The organism is Sphingobium sp. B2D3C (genome assembly GCF_025961835.1).
GTDB lineage: Bacteria > Pseudomonadota > Alphaproteobacteria > Sphingomonadales > Sphingomonadaceae > Sphingobium.
The window spans coordinates 3,175,169-3,194,168 of record NZ_JAOQOK010000001.1; the positions used below are offsets into that span (position 1 = coordinate 3,175,169).

The 19,000-nt window shown below is 66.2% G+C and carries 9 protein-coding genes; 6 read left to right on the forward strand and 3 right to left on the reverse strand.

From position 1 onward, the window contains the following. Window positions 1–45: 45 nt before the first annotated feature. The gene (locus M2339_RS14770; protein ID WP_264606448.1) at window positions 46–6,966 is read left to right on the forward strand and encodes a beta strand repeat-containing protein; all 6,921 of its coding nucleotides are present in this window, start codon (window positions 46–48) and stop codon (window positions 6,964–6,966) included. Window positions 6,967–6,987: 21 nt separating this feature from the next. Here the strand turns inward: M2339_RS14770 and M2339_RS14775 are convergent, their stop codons facing one another. Then, window positions 6,988–7,554, reverse strand: coding sequence for a hypothetical protein (locus M2339_RS14775; RefSeq protein ID WP_264577665.1), 567 nt, complete (start codon window positions 7,552–7,554; stop codon window positions 6,988–6,990). 226 nt (window positions 7,555–7,780) lie between these two features. Continuing rightward, window positions 7,781–7,945, reverse strand: coding sequence for a DUF1674 domain-containing protein (locus M2339_RS14780; protein WP_264573935.1), 165 nt, complete (start codon window positions 7,943–7,945; stop codon window positions 7,781–7,783). 108 nt (window positions 7,946–8,053) lie between these two features. On the opposite strand from M2339_RS14780, the gene M2339_RS14785 reads away from it, so the two are divergent. The 5 genes from M2339_RS14785 (at window position 8,054) to M2339_RS14805 (ending at window position 14,301) form a co-directional block, all read left to right on the forward strand. Continuing rightward, entirely contained in the window at window positions 8,054–9,364 is a 1,311-nt protein-coding gene (locus M2339_RS14785; RefSeq protein WP_264588090.1) for an RsmB/NOP family class I SAM-dependent RNA methyltransferase, read from the forward strand. 79 nt (window positions 9,365–9,443) lie between these two features. Continuing rightward, the gene (gene rpe / locus M2339_RS14790; RefSeq protein ID WP_264583806.1) at window positions 9,444–10,106 is read left to right on the forward strand and encodes a ribulose-phosphate 3-epimerase; all 663 of its coding nucleotides are present in this window, start codon (window positions 9,444–9,446) and stop codon (window positions 10,104–10,106) included. Then, entirely contained in the window at window positions 10,103–11,860 is a 1,758-nt protein-coding gene (locus tag M2339_RS14795) for a heparinase II/III family protein (protein ID WP_181561169.1), read from the forward strand. Before rpe ends, M2339_RS14795 begins: the two co-directional genes overlap by 4 nt. 11 nt (window positions 11,861–11,871) lie before the next feature. Further along, window positions 11,872–13,461, forward strand: coding sequence for a bifunctional phosphoribosylaminoimidazolecarboxamide formyltransferase/IMP cyclohydrolase (gene purH, locus M2339_RS14800; RefSeq protein WP_264588089.1), 1,590 nt, complete (start codon window positions 11,872–11,874; stop codon window positions 13,459–13,461). Between the two features lie 132 nt (window positions 13,462–13,593). Then, the gene (locus M2339_RS14805; RefSeq protein WP_264606449.1) at window positions 13,594–14,301 is read left to right on the forward strand and encodes a peptidylprolyl isomerase; all 708 of its coding nucleotides are present in this window, start codon (window positions 13,594–13,596) and stop codon (window positions 14,299–14,301) included. On the opposite strand, the gene M2339_RS14810 is transcribed toward M2339_RS14805, so the two are convergent. Continuing rightward, window positions 14,298–18,953, reverse strand: a complete 4,656-nt coding sequence (locus tag M2339_RS14810) for an NAD-glutamate dehydrogenase (protein WP_413714865.1) — start codon at window positions 18,951–18,953, stop codon at window positions 14,298–14,300. The genes M2339_RS14805 and M2339_RS14810 overlap by 4 nt on opposite strands. Window positions 18,954–19,000: the final 47 nt, after the last annotated feature.

Consider the following 19,000-nt stretch of genomic DNA (forward strand, 5'->3'; position numbering starts at 1 on the left):
GCGACCCTCGTCGCGCCGATCGTTCCGATTTCGTGGAGACCTGATATGAGCACGTCCACTCTCGCAGCACAGCCCGCCCTCTCACCCCTTCGGGGCCGCCGGACCGCGCTGCTGCTCTCGGCAGCCATTCTCGCGCTGGCCAGCGCACGCCCCGTTCTCGCGCAGGACGCAAATGCCCTGCCGACGGGCGGCGTCGTGGTCGGCGGCAGCGCCACCATTGGCGCGCCTGCTTCCTCCAGCCTCGCCATCACCCAGACGAGCGATCGGGCGCTGATCGAGTGGAACAGCTTCGACATCGGGTCGAACGCGCAGGTCACCTTTTCACAGCCCAGCGCCAGCGCCATTGTGCTGAACCGCGTCGTCGGGGGCACCGCGCCATCGCAGATTGCCGGGTCGCTCAATGCCAACGGGATCGTCGGGGTGATCAACAGCAATGGTGTGATGTTTGCCGGCACGGCGGACGTGAACGTCGGCGGTTTGATCGCAAGCAGCGCCAATGTGGTGGATGCCGATTTCATGAACGGCGGCCCGCTCGCCTTCACCGGTATGCAGGGATCGACAGCCGAGATCGTGGTCAGCGCCGGCGCCAATATCAGCATTGCCGATCAGGGCCTTGCCGCGTTTTTTGCGCCGAGCGTGCGCAATCAGGGCGTGATTTCGGCCCGGCTGGGGCGCGTCGTGCTCGCCTCGGGTAGCAGCGCTACGCTGGATCTGGATGGCACCGGCTTTCTCGAGATCGGCCTCGGCGCGGACAATGCGCTGGTCGAGAACAGCGGCACGATTGCCGCGCGCGGCGGCCAGATCCTGCTCACCGCCCGGACAGCCGGAGCCCTGATCGATCAGGTGGTCAATAGCGGCACGCTCACGGCGTCCGGCATGACCTCCGAACCCGACGGGACGGTCGTGCTGTTCGCCCAGAGCGGTGACCTTGCGATGAGCGGAACCATCGATGCCGGTGCGGACGGTCTGGTTGGTGCGAGAGCGGCCGGCGGGATCGACGTCACCTCGGCGCTGTCTGTGTCTGGCGATATGCTCGTGGAGGGCGCCCGCATCGGCGGGGCCGGGCAGATCAATGTAAGCAATGGGGCGCTGGAAATGTCCCTCAGCATCGGCGGTGCCGATGTGAGCGGCAATGGCGATGTGATCGGGGATGCGCTCGGTGTGATCGGCACCGTCGCCGGTGGCACACTGCTGAACCTGGGCGAGGGCATCTACGCCGCCGGCGCGACCGTTTCGCGTAACAACGTCACCATAAATGGAGATGGTCTCGCGACAATTTTGCTCCCGCTAACCGGCGGGCAGATCAACGGCCTGACCGTCAATGCCGATGACGTGACGATTACCGGCATGCGGTTCATCGGTACGCTGCCCGAAGGAGCGACCGCATCGGGTTTTGATTGGGGAGGCTCGGTTACGCGTGGCATCGCGCTGCTCAATGGCGCAGATAACGCAACGATCGCCGGCAACAGCATCATTGGCGTGCGCAACGGTATTCTCGTCGATGGACGCAATGTCGCCGATCTGCGGATCACCGGCAATCTGATCGACAATACAAAGAGCGGCATTTCCCTCCAATATGTCGATGGTTCCGCCCCCGGGTTCGTGATCAGCGGCAACAGCGCGGGTGCTTTCGGCAACGAGTGGGGCATGAACCTGCATCTGAACGGGGTGTGGAACGGCACCACGACCACGTCCGGAAACGGCCTGCTCGGCGCCAATATCTCTCTGGAGGAGCAGGCGCGACTGCTGGCACTGAGCGGCGCCAATGGCGGTATGTCCGTGTTCAACCAGGCCTATACCGCCTCGAACCGAACGCATGTCACGGTCGCAACAAACGGTTCTGGAGGCGCTCAGGGATCGGCGGCGACGCCTCTGTCGTCGGTACAGGCTGGCGTGAACGCCGTCGTGTCCGGCGGCATGGTGGAGGTGCGGGACGGCACCTACGATCTTGGCAGTTCGCAACTCGTCATCCGCAAGGCGCTGACCCTGACTGGCCAGTCGGAAAGCGGCGTGATCCTCGATGGGCGCGCGGTCAGCGGCAACGGGCTCGGGACGATCTCCGTCTTTGCCGACAATGTGTCTCTGTCGAATTTCACGCTATATGGCAGCACGCTCGCCGGCGGTAATTACGGCATCAAGGTCCAGCCCAATCCGGCGGGGCATGTCAGCACGCCGGGCGGAACGAGCGAGCGGGTCCACGACTTTGCGATCAGCAATGTGACGGTGCGTGGCTCGCGGCGAGCCGAACTGGACCTCAATGGCGTGGTCGGCGCCCGCATCACCAACTTCACCGCCGATGGCCGCAGCGTCGCCGATGACGCAATTCTCACGGAGGGTGCTGGCGTGCAGATCACCGACAGTGCCGATGTGGTGCTGGAGGGCGTGCATACGCTCGGCAATGATTGGGGCGGCGTTGCGCTGTATCAGAGCAACAAGAGCAGCGGCTATAACGGGCAGACGACGAACATCACCATCGATGCTGCTCTCAACAGCTTCGAAGAACAGCTGGGTCTGTTCAGCCAGCTTGAATCGACCACGCAGCAGTTCGGCCAGCTCAACCTGACCGGCTTCGACTATGCGGTGCGCAACAGCGATCATCGCAGCGATGATCTCGACCGGCAGTTCATCTTCTATCGCACGGATCTGGCGGATGCGCTCAGCTTCGCGCGGGACGTGGGCAATGCTGCGGCCAGTTCGATCGAGGGATACGGCCCGGGCGGCCTGACCAACATCTTCACCGTGGCCGAAGGTCTGTCGATCAACACCGCGATCGGCGATGCGCGGTCCGGCGCGACGGTGAATGTCGCCGCCGGCACCTATGAAGAGACCGCAGCCGTCACCAAGGCGCTGACCCTGAGTGGCGCGGGCATGAACGAGACGGTCATCACCGGCGGCATGACGATCAGCGGCAGCCCGAGCGGATTGACCCTGCGGAACTTTGCGGTGCGGGGCTCGGCCGGCTCCGCGGTGATCAGCAACAGCGGGACGATCACCGGGCTGACCCTGAGCGGCGTGCGGATCGACGGCGAAAATGCCGCGGGCCGTCACGGCTTCATTGGCGGGCAGATTGGCGGCGATATCGCGATCACCGGCTCGGAATTCCTCAATATCCGCGGCTGGGCAGCGTTCGATACGCGCAGCGGCGCCGGCGGCGCCAGTGACGGCGCACAGATTGGTAGTGTCGTGTTCAGCGGCAATCTGCTCGACCACACGGCAGGGCACATCGCCTTCCGGCAGCAGAGCGGCGACTTCGATTATCCGGATGTAACGATCGCCCAGAATATCGTGCGCAATGGCGGCGATTCGGACCTCTCGTTTGGCGCGATCTTCAAGGCGTTCCGCGCCGGAACCGTCGATTTCGTCGGCAACAGCGTCAGCGATGTCGGCGTGAGCAGTTGGACTCCCGGCGGCGAAGCCACCTACGGCGCCGTGCTGATGATGCGCGGCGTCGAGGCGCTGAACCTCACCGACAACATCTTCACCAACAACAATCAGGTTCTGGCTGTCGAGCCCGGCTTTGGCCTGCCGACGGCGACGACCATCACCGGCAACAGCTTCATCAACAATCGCTATGATTTCTACCTGCCGACCAATGTCGCCGGCGGGGGGACACTCAGCTTCGGCAGCGGCAACAATTTCGTCGCGGGTGACGCCACTGTGCAGCATATTGTGTGGCGCAGCGCGAATGATCTCGATCTGACCGGAGTCAGCTTCAACGGGGTGCTGGCGAGCGCACTGACGCTGGACCAGCTCTTCGCTGTCGAAGATCGGATTACCCATGGCGTCGACGTGGCCGGCGCGGGTCTCGCCCATGTGGTGGCCGGCCAGCTCTTCGTCACCACGGCATCCGGCCCGGATGCTGTGCGGCGCGCCCTGGCGCTGGGCCAAGATGGCAACAGGCTGAACCTGTCGGCGGGCACCCATAGTCTCACCGACACGCTGTTTATCACAAAGGATATCGACGTGGTTGGCCAAGGCTCCGGGCTGACCGTGATCGATGCCAGCGGGCACGGCCATTACGGCATAAGAGTGAATGCCGACGATGTCGCCTTGAGCGGTTTCGCGTTGCTCGGCTCGCAAGCGAACACCAGCTCTACCTATGGCATCAAGGTTGAAAAGCGCGGCGATGCCGACTCTCGCAACACCGGCTTTGCGATTACTGATGTGGCGATCAGCGGATCGCACAAAACCGGTCTCGATCTGAACGCCGTCGTCGGCGCGATCATCGATGGGGTTTCGGTCAGCGGCGTCGTGGCCGGCAACGGCATTTCGATCACCGACAGCGCCAATGTCATTGTGCGCAACAGCCAGACGGCCGGCAATGCCTGGGGTGGGCTGGCGCTCTATCAGGCCAACAACATCGACGGTGGTGGCAGTACCCAGCAACTCACCAATATCGCGATCGAGGCGAGCAACAGCTTCGGTGAATCGAACGGCCTCTACCTGCAGAATTCTTCCACGATGACGGCGCCAGGTGCGATTAATATCCTGGGCTACGACTATATCGTCCGGAATGCTGAGCACCGGCAGGACGGCGCGCAGTTCACCTTCTTCCAGAAGAGCCGGCAGGACGCCTTCGACTATGCCGTCAACCTTGCAGCGGCAAACGCGAGCCTTGTTCAGGGCTGGTCTGGCACGGCGAGCAGCGGCACCTATTATGTCGGCGAGGGGCAGCTCGATGCTGGGGGGACGGCGATGCTCTCGCTCCAGTCGGCGCTCGACGGCTCCAGCATGGGTGATGCGATCTTCGTCGGTGCCGGCCGCTATAGCGAAGCGGCCAGCCTGTCCGGCTTGCGCGCGCTCATCTTCGAGGGCGCGACTTTGGACGGGATGACACTTGGCGGCGGCGCGGCTGGCAGCAGTGTCAGGGGCTCGGTGACGGTGGGACAGGGCGGCTTCACCGCCGCCGGTCTCCTCACCCTCTCCGGGGATATGGTGATTGGAGCGCCGGCGGGCACGATCAGCCTTGCCTCGGTCGACGGAAACCATGGGCTGAGCCTGAGCGGCAACACTGCCGCCATCGGAAGCGCGGCAATCGGTCGTCTGGACGCCACGGGCACGATGCTCTCGGCCTCCAACATCGCAACGACCGCCACCCAGACCTACACCGGCGCGACCATCCTCTCCGGCACGTTCAGCACAGGCGGAGGCGCCTTCCGCGTGGATGGCGCGACCATGCTCGGTGGCGCAACCACGCTGGTGACGAACGGTGGGGCTGTCCGTCTGGGTGTCGTCAGCGGACCCCAGACGCTGGCCGTGGACGCCGGGCAAGGCGCGATCGAGCTGGGGTCGGTGAACGTCGGCAGCATTACGGCGACCGGGCGTCAGATCATGACCGCGGGCACTGTCACGACGGGAGCGCAGAGCTACACCGGCGCGACGACGCTGGCCGGCACGTACAGCGCAACCAGCTTCTCCGTGAACGGCGCCACGACGCTGGCCGGCGCCACCACGGTCGATGCGCTGGCGGTGGCTAGTTTCCTCGGCATCAACGGGGGTGCAGGCGGTGGCCAGACGTTCACGCTCAATGCGAGCACGGTCGCTCTGGGCAATATCGGCCAGATCACCCGGCTCGGCGCAACGCGTGTAATCGGCAATCAGGTCGTGCTGAACGGCAGCAGCTACACGGCGAGCGGGCTGACGTTCAGCGGAACGGCGACCGGATCAACGCTGCGCCTGACACAGGCGCTCACCCAATTCGATGCGCGTCCCGGCGGGTCGATCGCGATCAGCCCCAATCTGATCGGCACCGCCAATGCCGCGCAAAGCGTGGCGTTCCTCACCGGCACCGGTCTTGCGGGTGCCACCGGGGATGGTGACGTCAGCCTCGGCAATCTGGGCAGCGAAAGCGTGCGGCTGGGCAGCCTGTCCGTCACGGGCGGGAACTTCTCCGCCGCAACCGTCAAGCTGGCGGGCGACTTCACCTCGCAACTGAGTGGCAACCAGCTGTTCAGCGCGAACACGCTGGATACGCTCGGCAATGTGAGCGCTTCGGTAACTGGCAGCGAGAGCGGCCCCATCGTGGCGGGTGGCTCCGTGGCGGTGAGCGCGGGCGGTTCGGGCACGGGCTCGATCATAGCGGGTGGCCCGGTGCAGCTTGCATACACCAGCAATGTCTCGCGCGATGTCAGTTCGCAAAGCAGCGTCTCGCTCACCTCGAGCGGCAGCGTGGGTGGCTCCATCCAGGCCGCCGGGCCGGTGGCGCTGAGCGCGACGGGGCCGGTCAGCTCGTCCGTCACCTCCGGGGGCTCGGCGTCCATCGCCTCGCAGTCGGGCATATCGAGCACGGTCAATGCCGGCGGGGGCGTGAGCGTCTTGGCGGGGTCCGGCAATGTGAGCGGATCGATCAAGGCGACCGGCCCGGTCACCGTGCTGGCCAGTGCCGGATCGATCAGTTCGCAGATCGTCACGGCGGGCAGCGCCTCGGTCACCTCGGGCACGGGCAGCATTTCCAGCGCGATCAACGCCGGTGGCGCCGTGTCGGTGGCGGCACCGGGCGCGGTGACCAGCACCATCAGCTCGGGCGGCACGATCTCGCTTCAGTCGAACACGCCGCTCAACGTGCAGGTCAACGGCGGCGCGCTCGTCGTCGATGCGCCCGGCGGCACCATCGAGGGTGTGTTCAAGGAGATCAGCAGCAATGGCGACGGGTCGTTCGTGGTCAACGATCAGCCCGTAGTGGCTGGCGGCAAGATCAACCCGAACCAGATTATCACGGACACGTTCATCACGCCCGTCGGCGGTCAGGTGACCGGCACGGGCGAGATCATCCTGCCCGCCAATCTCACGCTGGGCGTAATCGCGCCCGCCAGCGCTGCGGTTGGTCCGGCGCGGCCTCCGATCGTCGTCAACACGGTCCAGCGGCTGGGCGAGCTGCTGCGGCAGGGCTACAGGGCGATCATCATCCAGATCGACGAGGGCCAGCAGGAGGTGGAGCGGGAGCTGGAATTGGCCAGCGCGCGCTAAGATCAGCCTCGCCTCGCTCGCCTAGATTTCCGCGATCTGCGCGCAGATCCGGTCGAGCGAGGCGGCCTCCCGCTCGACTTCCCGCAGGCCGATTTCCAGCGGGCAGTTCTTGATATCCCGGCAATTCAGGATTTTGCCGGATGCGCCCTGTGCGCCGTCGATGATCAGCTGGCGGAACTGGGCGGTGCGCTGGAGGCTGCCATCGATGGTGGCGATCACCGCCAGCGCATCCTGATCGTGGCGGTCGCGCATGGCGACCAGCGCGCGCAGTTCGGCGAGCAGCTTTTGCAGTGTGGGGCGGGTTCGTCCGCCGACGGAGCGCACATCGCCGAACGACTCGCGCATGGTCGAGACCTTGTCCGCGGTTGTGCGCTCAAGCTGGCCCCAGGCGAGAATCAGGCGGCCGACCGCCTGCAACAGCGCAGCATCGCCATCGGCAGGCGCAGTCGCAGGTCGTGCGCCGGGGAAAAGATCGGGCTGGTCTTCATTAAGCGGTTCGCCGGTCGGCGTGGGAGAACCGACCGGCGTTCCTTGCTCGACACCGGCATTGTTACCGGGCGAAGCAGAAGTTCGGTGGGAATCGGACACGTTGCTCATCCGTCAGGCAACAGCGCGCATCGGCATGATGGTGGGATCATCACAGCAGACACAATGGCATCTCGCCCCAAGACCAGCGAACCGACTCTTCGTCCCACTCTCTTTGTGGAGTGTTAAGTGTACTATATGAATGATAGCCGCCGAGAGTGCATCTGAAAATTGCGTTGAACCAAGCCGAACGCCAAAAAAATGCCACATTGCGTGCAAGGGGCGGCGCTCAAAAATCAACGGCGATGCCCTTGCGCTCCCAATCGCCGAAGCGGGTCGGGTCCAGCTCCTCGTCAGAAGGGCGCGGCTGCGCCGGGGCTTCCTCTGGCTGGGGCACCGGCGGGCTTTTCGAAAGGTAGCTCGGCGGCTTGAGATGATCGGGGCGTTTTCCCACGCTTTAGTGCTCCGTTTTCGTGCCAATGGCACGCGGTTCGTGACCTGATGATGCCATAAGCGGCATTTCCCGGCCACGTATCGACTTTAGCTGTTATAGGGCCAAGCCATGTCCCGCCCAACCGCCAAATCGCAGCACGTCCCTCAAAATGCCCAACCTGCCGGTCTCCCTGCCCGGCGAGCGGCGCTCAGCCTGCTCGATGCTGTGATCCGGCGCGGGCAGCCGCTCGAACAGGCGCTGGGGGCTGCAGCCCGCAACATCAGCCATCCGCCAGACCGCGCCTTGGCGCATGGCATCGCGGCCGGGGTGCTGCGTTACATGACGGAACTGGATGCGCTGATCGACAGCGCAACCGCCCGTCCGCTGCCCGTGGACGCGAAGGCGCGCATGGTGCTGCGGCTGGCGCTGGCGCAGGCGCTGATCCTCGAAACACCACCTCATGCCGTGATTGCGACGTCCCTGCCCCTGGTCGATGGCGGGCCGCGCAAGCTCGTTCATGGCGTTCTTGGCACCTTGTTCCGGCGCCAGCTGGCCCTCCCCGAGGCGCCTCGCCTGCCGGACGAAGTTGAGGCGCGCTGGGGCGAGGCGTGGGGCGAAGAGGTCGTCGCCGCGGCGCGGCAGCTCATCGCGCACCGCCCCCCGCTCGATCTCACATTGCGCGATGCCGGAACGACTGACGAATGGACGGAGCGGCTTGGCGGCGTGTCACTCATGCCCGGTCACGTCCGTTTGCCGGCGGATAGCGAGGTAACAGCCCTCCCCGGCTATGCCGAGGGGCAGTGGTGGGTGCAGGACCTCGCCGCCTCGCTGCCGGCCCGGCTGCTCGGGGTGGGGGGAGGCCGTTCCGTGCTCGATCTGTGCGCGGCGCCAGGCGGTAAGACCATGCAGCTTGCGTCTGGGGGCTGGCGCGTCACCGCCGTCGACCAGTCCCAGCGCCGGCTGGAGCGGATGCAGGCCAATCTCACGCGCACCGGGCTTGAGGCAGCGGTGCTGCGCGCCGACCTCACCAGTTGGGCGCCGGACGCGCCTGTCGAGGCGATCCTGCTCGATGCGCCCTGTAGCGCGACCGGCATTTTCCGGCGTCACCCGGATGTGTTGCACCGCGTTGGCCCACCACAGATTGCCGAGATGACCGAAATCCAGGCGGCGCTCGTCGCGCGCGTGTCGGGCTGGCTGAAGCCTGGCGGCGTGCTGGTCTACGCCACCTGTTCGCTGGAGCCCGAGGAAGGCGAGGCGCAGATGGACACCCTGCGCGCGAACCATCCCGAGATGCTGCCACGGCCGATCGACACGGCCTTGCTGCCCGAGGGGCTCGTGGCGGACGGGCATGTGCTGCGCCTTTTCCCCGGTGCGTTGATGCCGGCGGGCGGGCTGGATGGATTCTTCATCGCGAGCCTGTCCCGCTCTGACTCGGTTTAGGGCGCGCGCGGCGCAATCCATCCACAACTTTCGGCCTGTGGCAGTTGCACTGTCCGAATCGCAGGGTTAAGCGAAATTCATGATGCCATCCGTGCGTATTTCCCCGTCGATCCTCTCCGCTGACTTCGCGCGCCTGGGCGAGGAGGTCCGCGCGGTCGACGAGGCGGGTGCCGACTGGATCCATGTCGATGTGATGGACGGGCATTTCGTGCCCAACATCACCATCGGCCCGATGGTCGTGAAGGCGCTGCGGCCGCATACCCAGAAGCCGCTCGACGTGCATCTGATGATCTCGCCGGTGGACAGCTTCCTCGATGCGTTTGCGGAGGCCGGCGCGGATATCCTGACCGTGCATCCCGAGGCCGGGCCGCACATTCACCGCACGGTTCAGCGGATCAAGGCGCTGGGCAAGAAGGCGGGCGTTTCGCTCAATCCCGGCACGCCGGCCAAGATGCTGGACTATCTGCTCGAGGATCTCGATCTGGTCCTCATCATGAGCGTCAACCCCGGCTTTGGCGGCCAGAGCTTCATCGATAGCCAGCTGCGCAAGATCGAGGCGGTGCGCAAGGCCATCGACAAGACCGGCAAGGAGATCGCTCTGGAAGTGGATGGCGGCGTGGATGCCGTCACCGCCCCGCGCGTCATTGCGGCGGGGGCCGATGTACTGGTGGCGGGCACCGCGACCTTCCGGGGTGGCCCGGCATCCTATGCCGACAACATCCGGATGCTGAGGGGCGGATGAGCGCCCGGCCGCTCCCCACGCCTACGCCGCCCCCGGAACCGCCGGTGGAAGACGGTATTGAGCGGGGCAAGCGGCTGATTCGCGTCTCGGACGATCGCGGTGTGTCGCTGACCGAGCGGCTGGCCAATCACTTCTACCGCCTCAGTTGGGCGACGCCGTTCCACAATATGCGGCTCAAGGGCAAATATCCGCTCAAGCTGCTCGCCGTGCCGGATGACGGCATTCCGGGCGACGCGCGGGCGGGCAAGGCGCTGCGGGCGGGCTATTTCCTGTTTCGCGGCCTCAAGCAGCCCGTGGCCACGCTGGACTGGCGCCGCATCGAGCAGCCGGCGGAGTTCGTGGATTATCTCCACAGCTTTCGCTGGATGCGCGATCTGGCGGCCGCCACCACGCGGGACAATGCGGTGCCCGTTGCCGAGGCGCAGATGCGGGCCTGGCTGACCGCCCATGCCGAAAAGCCGACCGACCCTGCCTGGCGTGCCGATAATGCCGGATGGCGTATCCTGTACTGGACAGCCTATTCGCCGCTGATCCTCTCGAGCAACGATCTCGTCTACCGCAGCCTGGTGCTCAACAGCATCGCGCGCACGGCGCGTCACCTCGATCGGGGCGCGGACAAGGCGCCGCTCGGCCTGCCGCGCGTGATCGCGTGGACCGGCATCGTCGCGGCCGGCCTGTTGCTGCCCGGTGGCGATCCGCGACGGATATTTGGCGAGGCCGGGCTGCGGCGCGCGCTGGAGACGGGCTTTTCGAGCGATGGCGGCATCATTTCCCGCTCGCCGCTGGAGCAGGTCGAGGCGATCACGCTGCTGGCGATGCTGCGCGCCGTCTATGACGTCCGCCGCGCCGACCTGCCGGCCTGGCTGGCTGAAACGATGGAGCGCATCGTCGCGGCCCTGCTCGGCATATTGCATGGCGATGGCGCGCCCGGAAGCTGGCAGGGCGGGGCGCCGCTCGATCCGGCCCGGATCACAGCTATCGTCGCGGCCTCCGGCATTCGCGCCCGGCCGCTGCGGCAGGCACGCGACTGGGGCTATCAGCGGCTGAGTGGCGGCACGACTGTCGTTCAGGTCGATGCGGCCCCGCCACCGGTGGCCCGGCTGGCCTCCAATGGCTGCGCTTCGACAACGGCGCTGGAAGTCTCGGACGGGCCGGTGCGGCTCATCGTCAATTGCGGCGGCGCGGCACTGGCGGGCGCTTCTCTCCCGGCTGATCTCACCCAGGGTCTGCGCACAACGGCGGCGCATTCGACGCTGGTGCTGGACGATACCAATTCCACCGCGATCCTCCCCGATGGCGCGCTCGGCAAGGGCGTGAGCGAAGTCGAGCTGGATCGGCAGGAGCATGAGCAGGGCAGCCGGCTCGAAATTGCGCATGATGGCTATGCGCGGCGCCTTGGCCATTTGCATCGGCGCACGCTGGTTCTCACGCATGAAGGGCGGGAACTGCGCGGCGAGGACGTGCTGCTGCCCGGCAGCCGCCGCCGCAAGCCGGTCAGCTGCCCGCTCGCCATCCGCTTCCATCTTGGCCCCGATATCGAGCCGACGTTGACCGCTGACCGGCAGGGCGCGTTGCTGCGTCTGCCCAGCGGTGCCTTGTGGCAGTTCCGGGTCGGCGCCGGGGAACTCGCAGTGGAAGAAAGCCTCTGGGTGGACGGCGAAGGCAGGCCCCACCCCACGCAGCAACTCGTGGTGAGCGCCACCACGGGGCCGGGCGGAACAAGCATCGGCTGGCTGCTCAAGAAATCGGGATAAGGACAAGACAGATGCAGGATGTGACGATCCGGCGGGCACTCCTTTCGGTGTCCGACAAGACCGGGCTATTCGAGCTGGGTGCCGCGCTGGCGCGCCATGGCGTGGAGCTGGTTTCCACCGGCGGCACGGCCAAGGCGCTGCGCGAGGCGGGGCTCGAGGTGCAGGATATTTCGGACCTCACCGGTTTTCCCGAGATGATGGACGGGCGCGTCAAGACGCTGCACCCCAAGGTGCATGGCGGCCTGCTCGCGGTGCGCGACAATGCCGAACATGTCGCGGCGATGGAGGCCCATGAGATCGGTGCGATCGATCTCGTCGTGGTCAATCTCTATCCCTTCGCTGCCACCGTCGCCAAGGGCGCGGACCGCGACGAGGTGATCGAGAATATCGATATCGGCGGTCCCTCGATGGTCCGCTCTGCGGCCAAGAACCACGCCAGCGTGACGATCCTCACCGATCCGGCCGATTATGCGCGTCTGATGGACGAGATGGACGAGAAGGGCGGCGCGACCAGTTATGATTTCCGGCGCCTCTGCGCCGCCAAGGCCTATGCCGCGACGGCGGAATATGATGCCATGATTGCCAGCTGGTTCGCCACGGTGGATCAGGGCGAGCCGTTCGCGCCCCGCATGGCGGTGCCGCTGCGTCTCGGCCAGTCGCTGCGTTATGGTGAAAACCCGCACCAGCAGGCCGCGCTGTATCTGCCGGCCTTCGCGCCCGAGGGCGGCCTTGCCGATCACCGGCAGGTGCAGGGCAAGGAGCTGAGCTACAATAATCTGGCCGATGCCGATGCGGCGATGGAGCTGGTCAGCGAGTTCCGCGACGGGCCGCCGACCGTAGTCATCATCAAGCACGCCAATCCCTGCGGCGTCGCCACCGGCGAGACGCTGATCGACGCCTATCGCGCCGCCTTCCAGTGCGACACCGTGTCGGCCTTTGGCGGCATCATTGCAGTCAACCGGCCGCTCGACGGGCCGACGGCAGAAGCGATCACCGAGATTTTCACTGAAGTCGTCTGCGCGCCGGATGCCGATGATGCGGCGCGGGCCGTGTTCGCGAAGAAGAAGAATTTGCGGCTCATCCTCACCGGCCCGCTGCCCGATCCGGCACGCGCGGGCATGACGATGAAGTCCATTGCGGGCGGCATGCTGGTGCAGACGCGCGACAATGGCAGCATCAGCCGCGATGACCTCAAGGTGGTGACCAAGCGGGCGCCGACCGATCAGGAACTGACCGACTGCCTGTTCGCCTGGACCGTCGCCAAGCATGTCCGCTCCAATGCCATCGTCTATGCTAAGAATGGTGTGACGGCGGGCATCGGTGCCGGGCAGATGAACCGGCGCGATTCCTCCCGCATCGCGGCCATCCGCGCGCGCGAGGCGGCCGAGGCTGCGGGCTGGAGCGAGCCGCGCACCGTCGGTAGCGCCGTAGCGTCCGATGCCTTCTTCCCCTTCCCCGACGGCCTGCTCGCAGCGGCCGAGGCTGGCGCACGCGCGGTGATCCAGCCGGGCGGGTCGCTGGGCGACGACGCGGTGATCGCGGCGGCGGATGAGGCCGGGCTGGCGATGGTCTTCACCGGGATGCGTCACTTCCGCCACTAAGCTGTGCCGGCAGAAGTAGGCATGCAGCCGGAGCGGGCCTCGGCCCGCCCGGTTCTGCGCGCCGGCGGGTTGATGCCGGGCGCCGCGATGTGACATGGTGCGGCTTCGCCCGCCCTGCCACTGCCCGGATCGATGCTCTTGTTTCTTCAGCCTGTCCCCGTCCTGCGCCTGAACCTCATCTTCCTCGCTCTCTTCTCCCTGCTGCTGGTTGCGGTGCCCGGGCCGCTGCTTGCGCAAAGCGCGACGAAGCCGACGCCGGGCTTCATCCGCGTGCGGCTGGAGACGGACATGGGCAACATCGTGCTCGCCTTGAACGCCCGTCGTGCGCCCAAGACGGTCGCCAATTTCATGATCTATGTGGATGATGGCCGGCTGGACGGGACGAGCTTCTACCGGGCCTTCCGCCGCAAGAACGATCCCAAGTCGGGCTTCGTCCAGGGCGGGATCGATACCGAGGCGCGGCGGGTCTACTTCCCCACTGTGGAGCTGGAGCCGACCGATCAGACTGGCCTCAAACATCTGGATGGCACCATTTCCATGGCGCGCCACAAGGAGCCGAATTCGGGCACCGGCAACTTCTCCATTCAGGTCGGCGCCAACCCCACGCTCGATGCAAGGCCGGGCTATGCGGGCTATGCCGCCTTCGGCCAGGTGGTCGCGGGCATGGATGTGGTCAAGCGCATCATGGCGCGCGACACCTGCTGCGGGCGCGGCGTGATGTTCGGCCAGATGATCAAGGACCGCGTCACGATCAAGCGCGCCGTGCGGCTCGATGGCACGCCCAAGCCGAGCGGCGCGGTGAAGCCCTGGCTGGTGAGCCCGCGCGGCGCGGTTCGCTAGCGGCTGAGCAGCGTCCGGGCCTGTCCGGTCAGTTCCGCGACCATGGCGGCGGAAGGCGCAGCTGCCTGCCGGGCGCGCGCAATGAAGTCCGTGAACTTCTCCACCGCAACCTTGTTCTCCGCGAGCCAGCGATCGAGATGCTCCTCGCTCGTCTTCGCGCCGGCGCGGGCCAGGAAGCCGAGCCGCATCTGCTGCAATTCCCGCGCGCTGCCGGCAACCAGCAAGCGTTCCCACGGGTCGCTCGGCGTCATCTGGGCGGCGAGGGCCTGAAGCCAGTCGATGCCGAGCAGGTTGCCCAGCCGCGTGAAGGCGGCGGCAACGCTCAGCGCGTCCTGCGACCCCTTCTGCGCGAGCAGGGCAAGGCCGATGGCGCCATCCATCTTCACCAGCATCACGGTCCGTTCGGCCAGTGCTTCCGGCACGCCGAGGCTGGTGAGCATGGCTCTCATGGCTTCGGCGGCCTTGAGCGGCTCGGGCTGCAGCAGGCTGTCGACCTTGGTCTTCAGCGTATCGATGGCGCCATCGAGCATTGCCATGGCTTTGTGCGGCGCGATGCCGGTCGGCAAGGAGCGGTGCGCATCGCCGATATGGCCTGCCATCGCATTGGCGACGCTGCGGTAGAGGGCGAGCCGCGCCTGCTCGGAGAGATCGGCGCTATCGATATCGTCCCAAAGCTGCCGCACGCCGAACAGGCGCTCGGCGATCACGAAGGCATGGGCGATTTCATCGAGCGAGCAACTGGCTTCCTCGGTGAGGGCAAAAGGCAGGATTACGCCGAGGCGGTTGACGATGCGGTTGGCGATCTTGGTGGCAATGATCTCGTCGCGCAGCTGGTGGGCGGCAATCGCATCCCCCTCGCGCTGCTGCATCAGGGGCGGGAAGGCACCGATCAGGTCGCTTTCCAGCGCGGGATCGCGGGCAAGGTCGCTCTTCTCGATGGCATCCTGCAGCGTCAGCTTCGCGGTCGAGAAGAGCACGGCCAGTTCCGGCCTTGTCAGCCCCAACCCTTCGCTGGCGCGGCGCATCAGCTCCTCGTCCGGGGCAAGACCTTCCACCTTGCGGTCGAGATGCCCGCCATCCTCCAGCGTGTGGATCAGGTGGACATAGGAGGCGAGGTCTGCGCTCCCCCCCTGCTCCGCAATGGAGAGGCCGAGCGCCTGCAGGCGGTTGTCTTCCAGAACGATGGCGGCGACCTCATCGGTCATGGCCCGCAGCAGGTCATTGCGCGCCTCCTGCGCAAGCCGCCCTTCGGCGACCTCCTTGTTGAGCGCGATCTTGATGTTCACTTCATTATCGGAGCAATCGACGCCCGCGCTATTGTCGATGAAGTCGGTGTTGATCCGCCCGCCCTTGAGCGCATAGGCGATGCGCCCGGCCTGGGTGACGCCCAGATTGGCGCCCTCGCCGATCACCTTCGCGCGCACGTCCTCGCCATCCACCCGCAGACGGTCGTTCGCGGTGTCGCCGACCTCGGCGTTGTTCTGGTTCGCGGCCTTGATGTAGGTGCCGATGCCGCCGAACCAGAGCAGATCGGTCTCCGCGCGCAGCAGCGCCGAAATCAGCGCCGCCGGCTCCATGGCCGTCTGGTCGGTGCCGACCAGCGCCTGCATCTGCGGGCTGAGCGGGATGCTCTTTTCGCTGCGGGCGAACACGCCGCCACCTTCGCTGATCAGGCTTTCCTTGTAATCCGACCAGCTTGAGCGCGGCAGCTTGAACAGGCGTTGGCGCTCCTTCCAGCTGGCGGATGCATCGGGGTCGGGATCGATGAAAATATGGCGGTGGTCGAACGCCGCGACCAGGCGGATGCTCTTGCTGAGCAGCATGCCGTTGCCGAACACGTCGCCGGACATGTCGCCCACGCCGATCACCCGCACCGGGTCCTTCTGCACATCGACGCCCATTTCAGCGAAATGGCGCTGCACGCTGATCCAAGCCCCGCGCGCGGTGATGCCCATCGCCTTGTGGTCATAGCCGTTGGAGCCGCCGCTGGCGAACGCATCGCCCAGCCAGAAGTCATGATCGATGGCGATGGCATTGGCGACGTCCGAGAAACTCGCCGTGCCCTTGTCGGCCGCCACCACGAAATAGGGGTCGGCGCCGTCGCGGATGACCATGCCCTTTGGGTGCACGGTCTTGCCCTTGACGATATTGTCGGTGACGGAGAGCAGCGCCCGAATAAACACGCGATAGCTCTCGGTGCCTTCGGCCAGCCACGCATCGCGGTCGCTTGCCGGGTTGGGCAGCATCTTGGGGTAGAAGCCGCCTTTGGCGCCGGTCGGCACGATGACCGCATTCTTGACCCGCTGGGCTTTCATCAGCCCCAAGATTTCGGTGCGGAAGTCGTCGCGCCGGTCGGACCAGCGCAGCCCGCCGCGGGCGATGCGCCCGGTGCGCAGGTGGATGCCTTCGACGCGCGGCGAATAGACCCAGATCTCGCGCCAAGGCAGCGGTTTGGGCAGGCCGGGCACCAGCGCGCTGTCCAGCTTGAAAGCCAGCGCCTCCTGCGCGGCCGGGGTGAAGGCATTGGTCCGCAGCGTGGCGTTGACCACCGCGCGGTAGAGCCGCAGGATGCGGTCTTCATCAAGGCCTTTGACGCCTTCGAGTGCGGTATCAATGGCCGCGTTGATCGTCGCGGCGTCTTCAGCATCCTTGCCGCGCGCAGGATCGTGCAGCGCGAAAAACAGGTCCACGATCTGGCGGGCGATATGCGCCTCGCGCCGCAGCGTTTCGACGACGGTCAAAAGGCCGTAGGCAAGGCCGGTCTGGCGCAGATAGCGGAAGATGGCGCGCAGGAAGACGATGTCGCGTGGGCCAAGCTGCGCTGTGACGATGAGTTCGGCAAAGCGATCATTCTCCGCCCGGCCTTCCAGCACGGCATCGAGCGCCTCGCTGACAATTGCCGCGCGGTCCAGCACCTCGGCCGCCGGGCCGCCATCCTGCCGCTCCAGGGTGAAGCGCTGGATATGGCCGAGCGACCCCTCCGTCCCCGCGCTGGTGCTCCGTTCCTCCAGCACCCTGAATCCGAAATTCTCGAACGCCGGCACCGCTTCGGATAGCACAAGCGGTTCGAGCGAATAGATCTTCACCCGCAGCTGGTGGTCGCCATCCTGCGCGATGCGGTAGAAGCGCACGCTGCGATCATCCGGGCCGGTGAGTTGATGCAGCGCCAGCACGTCCCGGGCGGCTTCGTCCGGCCCGGCGCTTTCCCGGTAGGACATCGGGAAGGTCGGCGCATAACGCTGGGCGAGCACGGCGGCGCGTGAACTTTCGCCCAGTTCGATGAGGCCCTGTTCCACGGCTGGCGTCCAGCCGCGCAGCAGTTGCGCGATCTGCAGGTCCAGCGCCTCGGCGTCGGGCACCTGTCCTTCATCACGCAGGTCGAAGGTGAAGCGCACCAGCGCCAGACCGCTTTCCTCCAGCGCGATGGACCAGCCGAGCAAGCTGGCGTGCGCCGCCGAGGCGATCAGCGCGGAGATGCCTTCCCGGCGGCTGGTCGAGAGGTCGTCGCGCATCATCCAGACGAAGGCGAAGAGATGCCGCCCCAGCACATCACTCACCAGCTCCAGCTTGGGGCGGGGCCGGTCGGCCAGCGACATGGCGGTGAGCGTGATGCGGTCCCGGTCCTGCGCGCTGAACGCCAGCATCAGGTCGTGCGGCAGGGCGGTGAGGGCGTGCACCAGCGATTTGCCGGCATGACCTGAGGGATTGTAGCCAAACCGCGCCATCAATCCCGAAAGCGTATCGCGCAGGATGGGCACATCCTCCGGCGCGGTGGCGAGCGCCGCGCTCGTCCACAGGCCGGCATGGATAGAAATGGCGGTGATCTTGCCCTCTTCCCGCACCGGCACGAGGAACAGGTCGATCAGCACATGGCGATGGACCTTGGCCATCATGTTGGATTTGAGGATCAGCGGCCCGGCATGGCCAGATTCGAACCAGGCCAGGGCCGCAGCGGCGGACTGGTCCGAAAGCACGGGGCTTTCGGCGGCCCGGCAGATGCCCTTGCGCCGGCTTGGCTGGGCATTCGGCGTCCACAGCTCGTGCCCCAATTGAGTGAGATTGCCCTTGAGCAGCCAGCGCAGAAAGTCGCCGCCTTCGCCGGCACCCAGGCGATTGGCGTCGGCATTGAGCGCATCGATCATCGCCCGCCAGTCGCTTACCGCCGCGCGGACGTGGCACAGGGTTTCCTCCAGCGCCCGGCAAAGCTCCCGGCGGCCGCGCGCGTCGATCCGGTCGGTCTCGATATAGATGAGCGATTCGCGGCCGGCGCCGTCCTCATCGCCAATGGCCAGCAATCCGCCGTCCTCGTTACGCTGCACCGGGAGGATGGGGTGGGCGAGCACGTGGATCACCAGATCGGCCTGGCTCAGGCAATTGCCGATGCTGTCGACAAGAAAGGGCATGTCGGCGTTGATGATGGCGATGCGCTGCCGCCGGCTCGCGGCGCCGGCACTGCGCTCGTCGGTCAGGCTGTCGATGAGGATGGCGCTCTCGCCATCCTTGCGCATTGCGGCGGCTTCCAGCACGAAGCGCGCCGCCTCGTCCCATTGGTCCGGTTGGGGCGATTGTTGCTCGCTTTCGAGCACGCCCTTGGCCAGTGCCTCCGCGATGGCTGCTGTCAGCGCGTCGTCGCGATTGGTCTTGATGGTCATGGACATCCTCTTCCACTTGTGCCGGCCCTTGTCTGCCTAACGCACAT

Bases quoted from the DNA above. Each gene is read 5' to 3' on its own strand.
- M2339_RS14770 (WP_264606448.1), top strand. From the start codon at position 46: ATGAGCACGTCCACTCTCGCAGCACAGCCCGCCCTCTCACCCCTTCGG.
- M2339_RS14785 (WP_264588090.1), top strand. From the start codon at position 8,054: ATGTCCCGCCCAACCGCCAAATCGCAGCACGTCCCTCAAAATGCCCAA.
- rpe (WP_264583806.1), top strand. From the start codon at position 9,444: ATGATGCCATCCGTGCGTATTTCCCCGTCGATCCTCTCCGCTGACTTC.
- M2339_RS14795 (WP_181561169.1), top strand. From the start codon at position 10,103: ATGAGCGCCCGGCCGCTCCCCACGCCTACGCCGCCCCCGGAACCGCCG.
- purH (WP_264588089.1), top strand. From the start codon at position 11,872: ATGCAGGATGTGACGATCCGGCGGGCACTCCTTTCGGTGTCCGACAAG.
- M2339_RS14805 (WP_264606449.1), top strand. From the start codon at position 13,594: ATGCTCTTGTTTCTTCAGCCTGTCCCCGTCCTGCGCCTGAACCTCATC.
- M2339_RS14810 (WP_413714865.1), bottom strand. From the start codon at position 18,953: ATGACCATCAAGACCAATCGCGACGACGCGCTGACAGCAGCCATCGCG.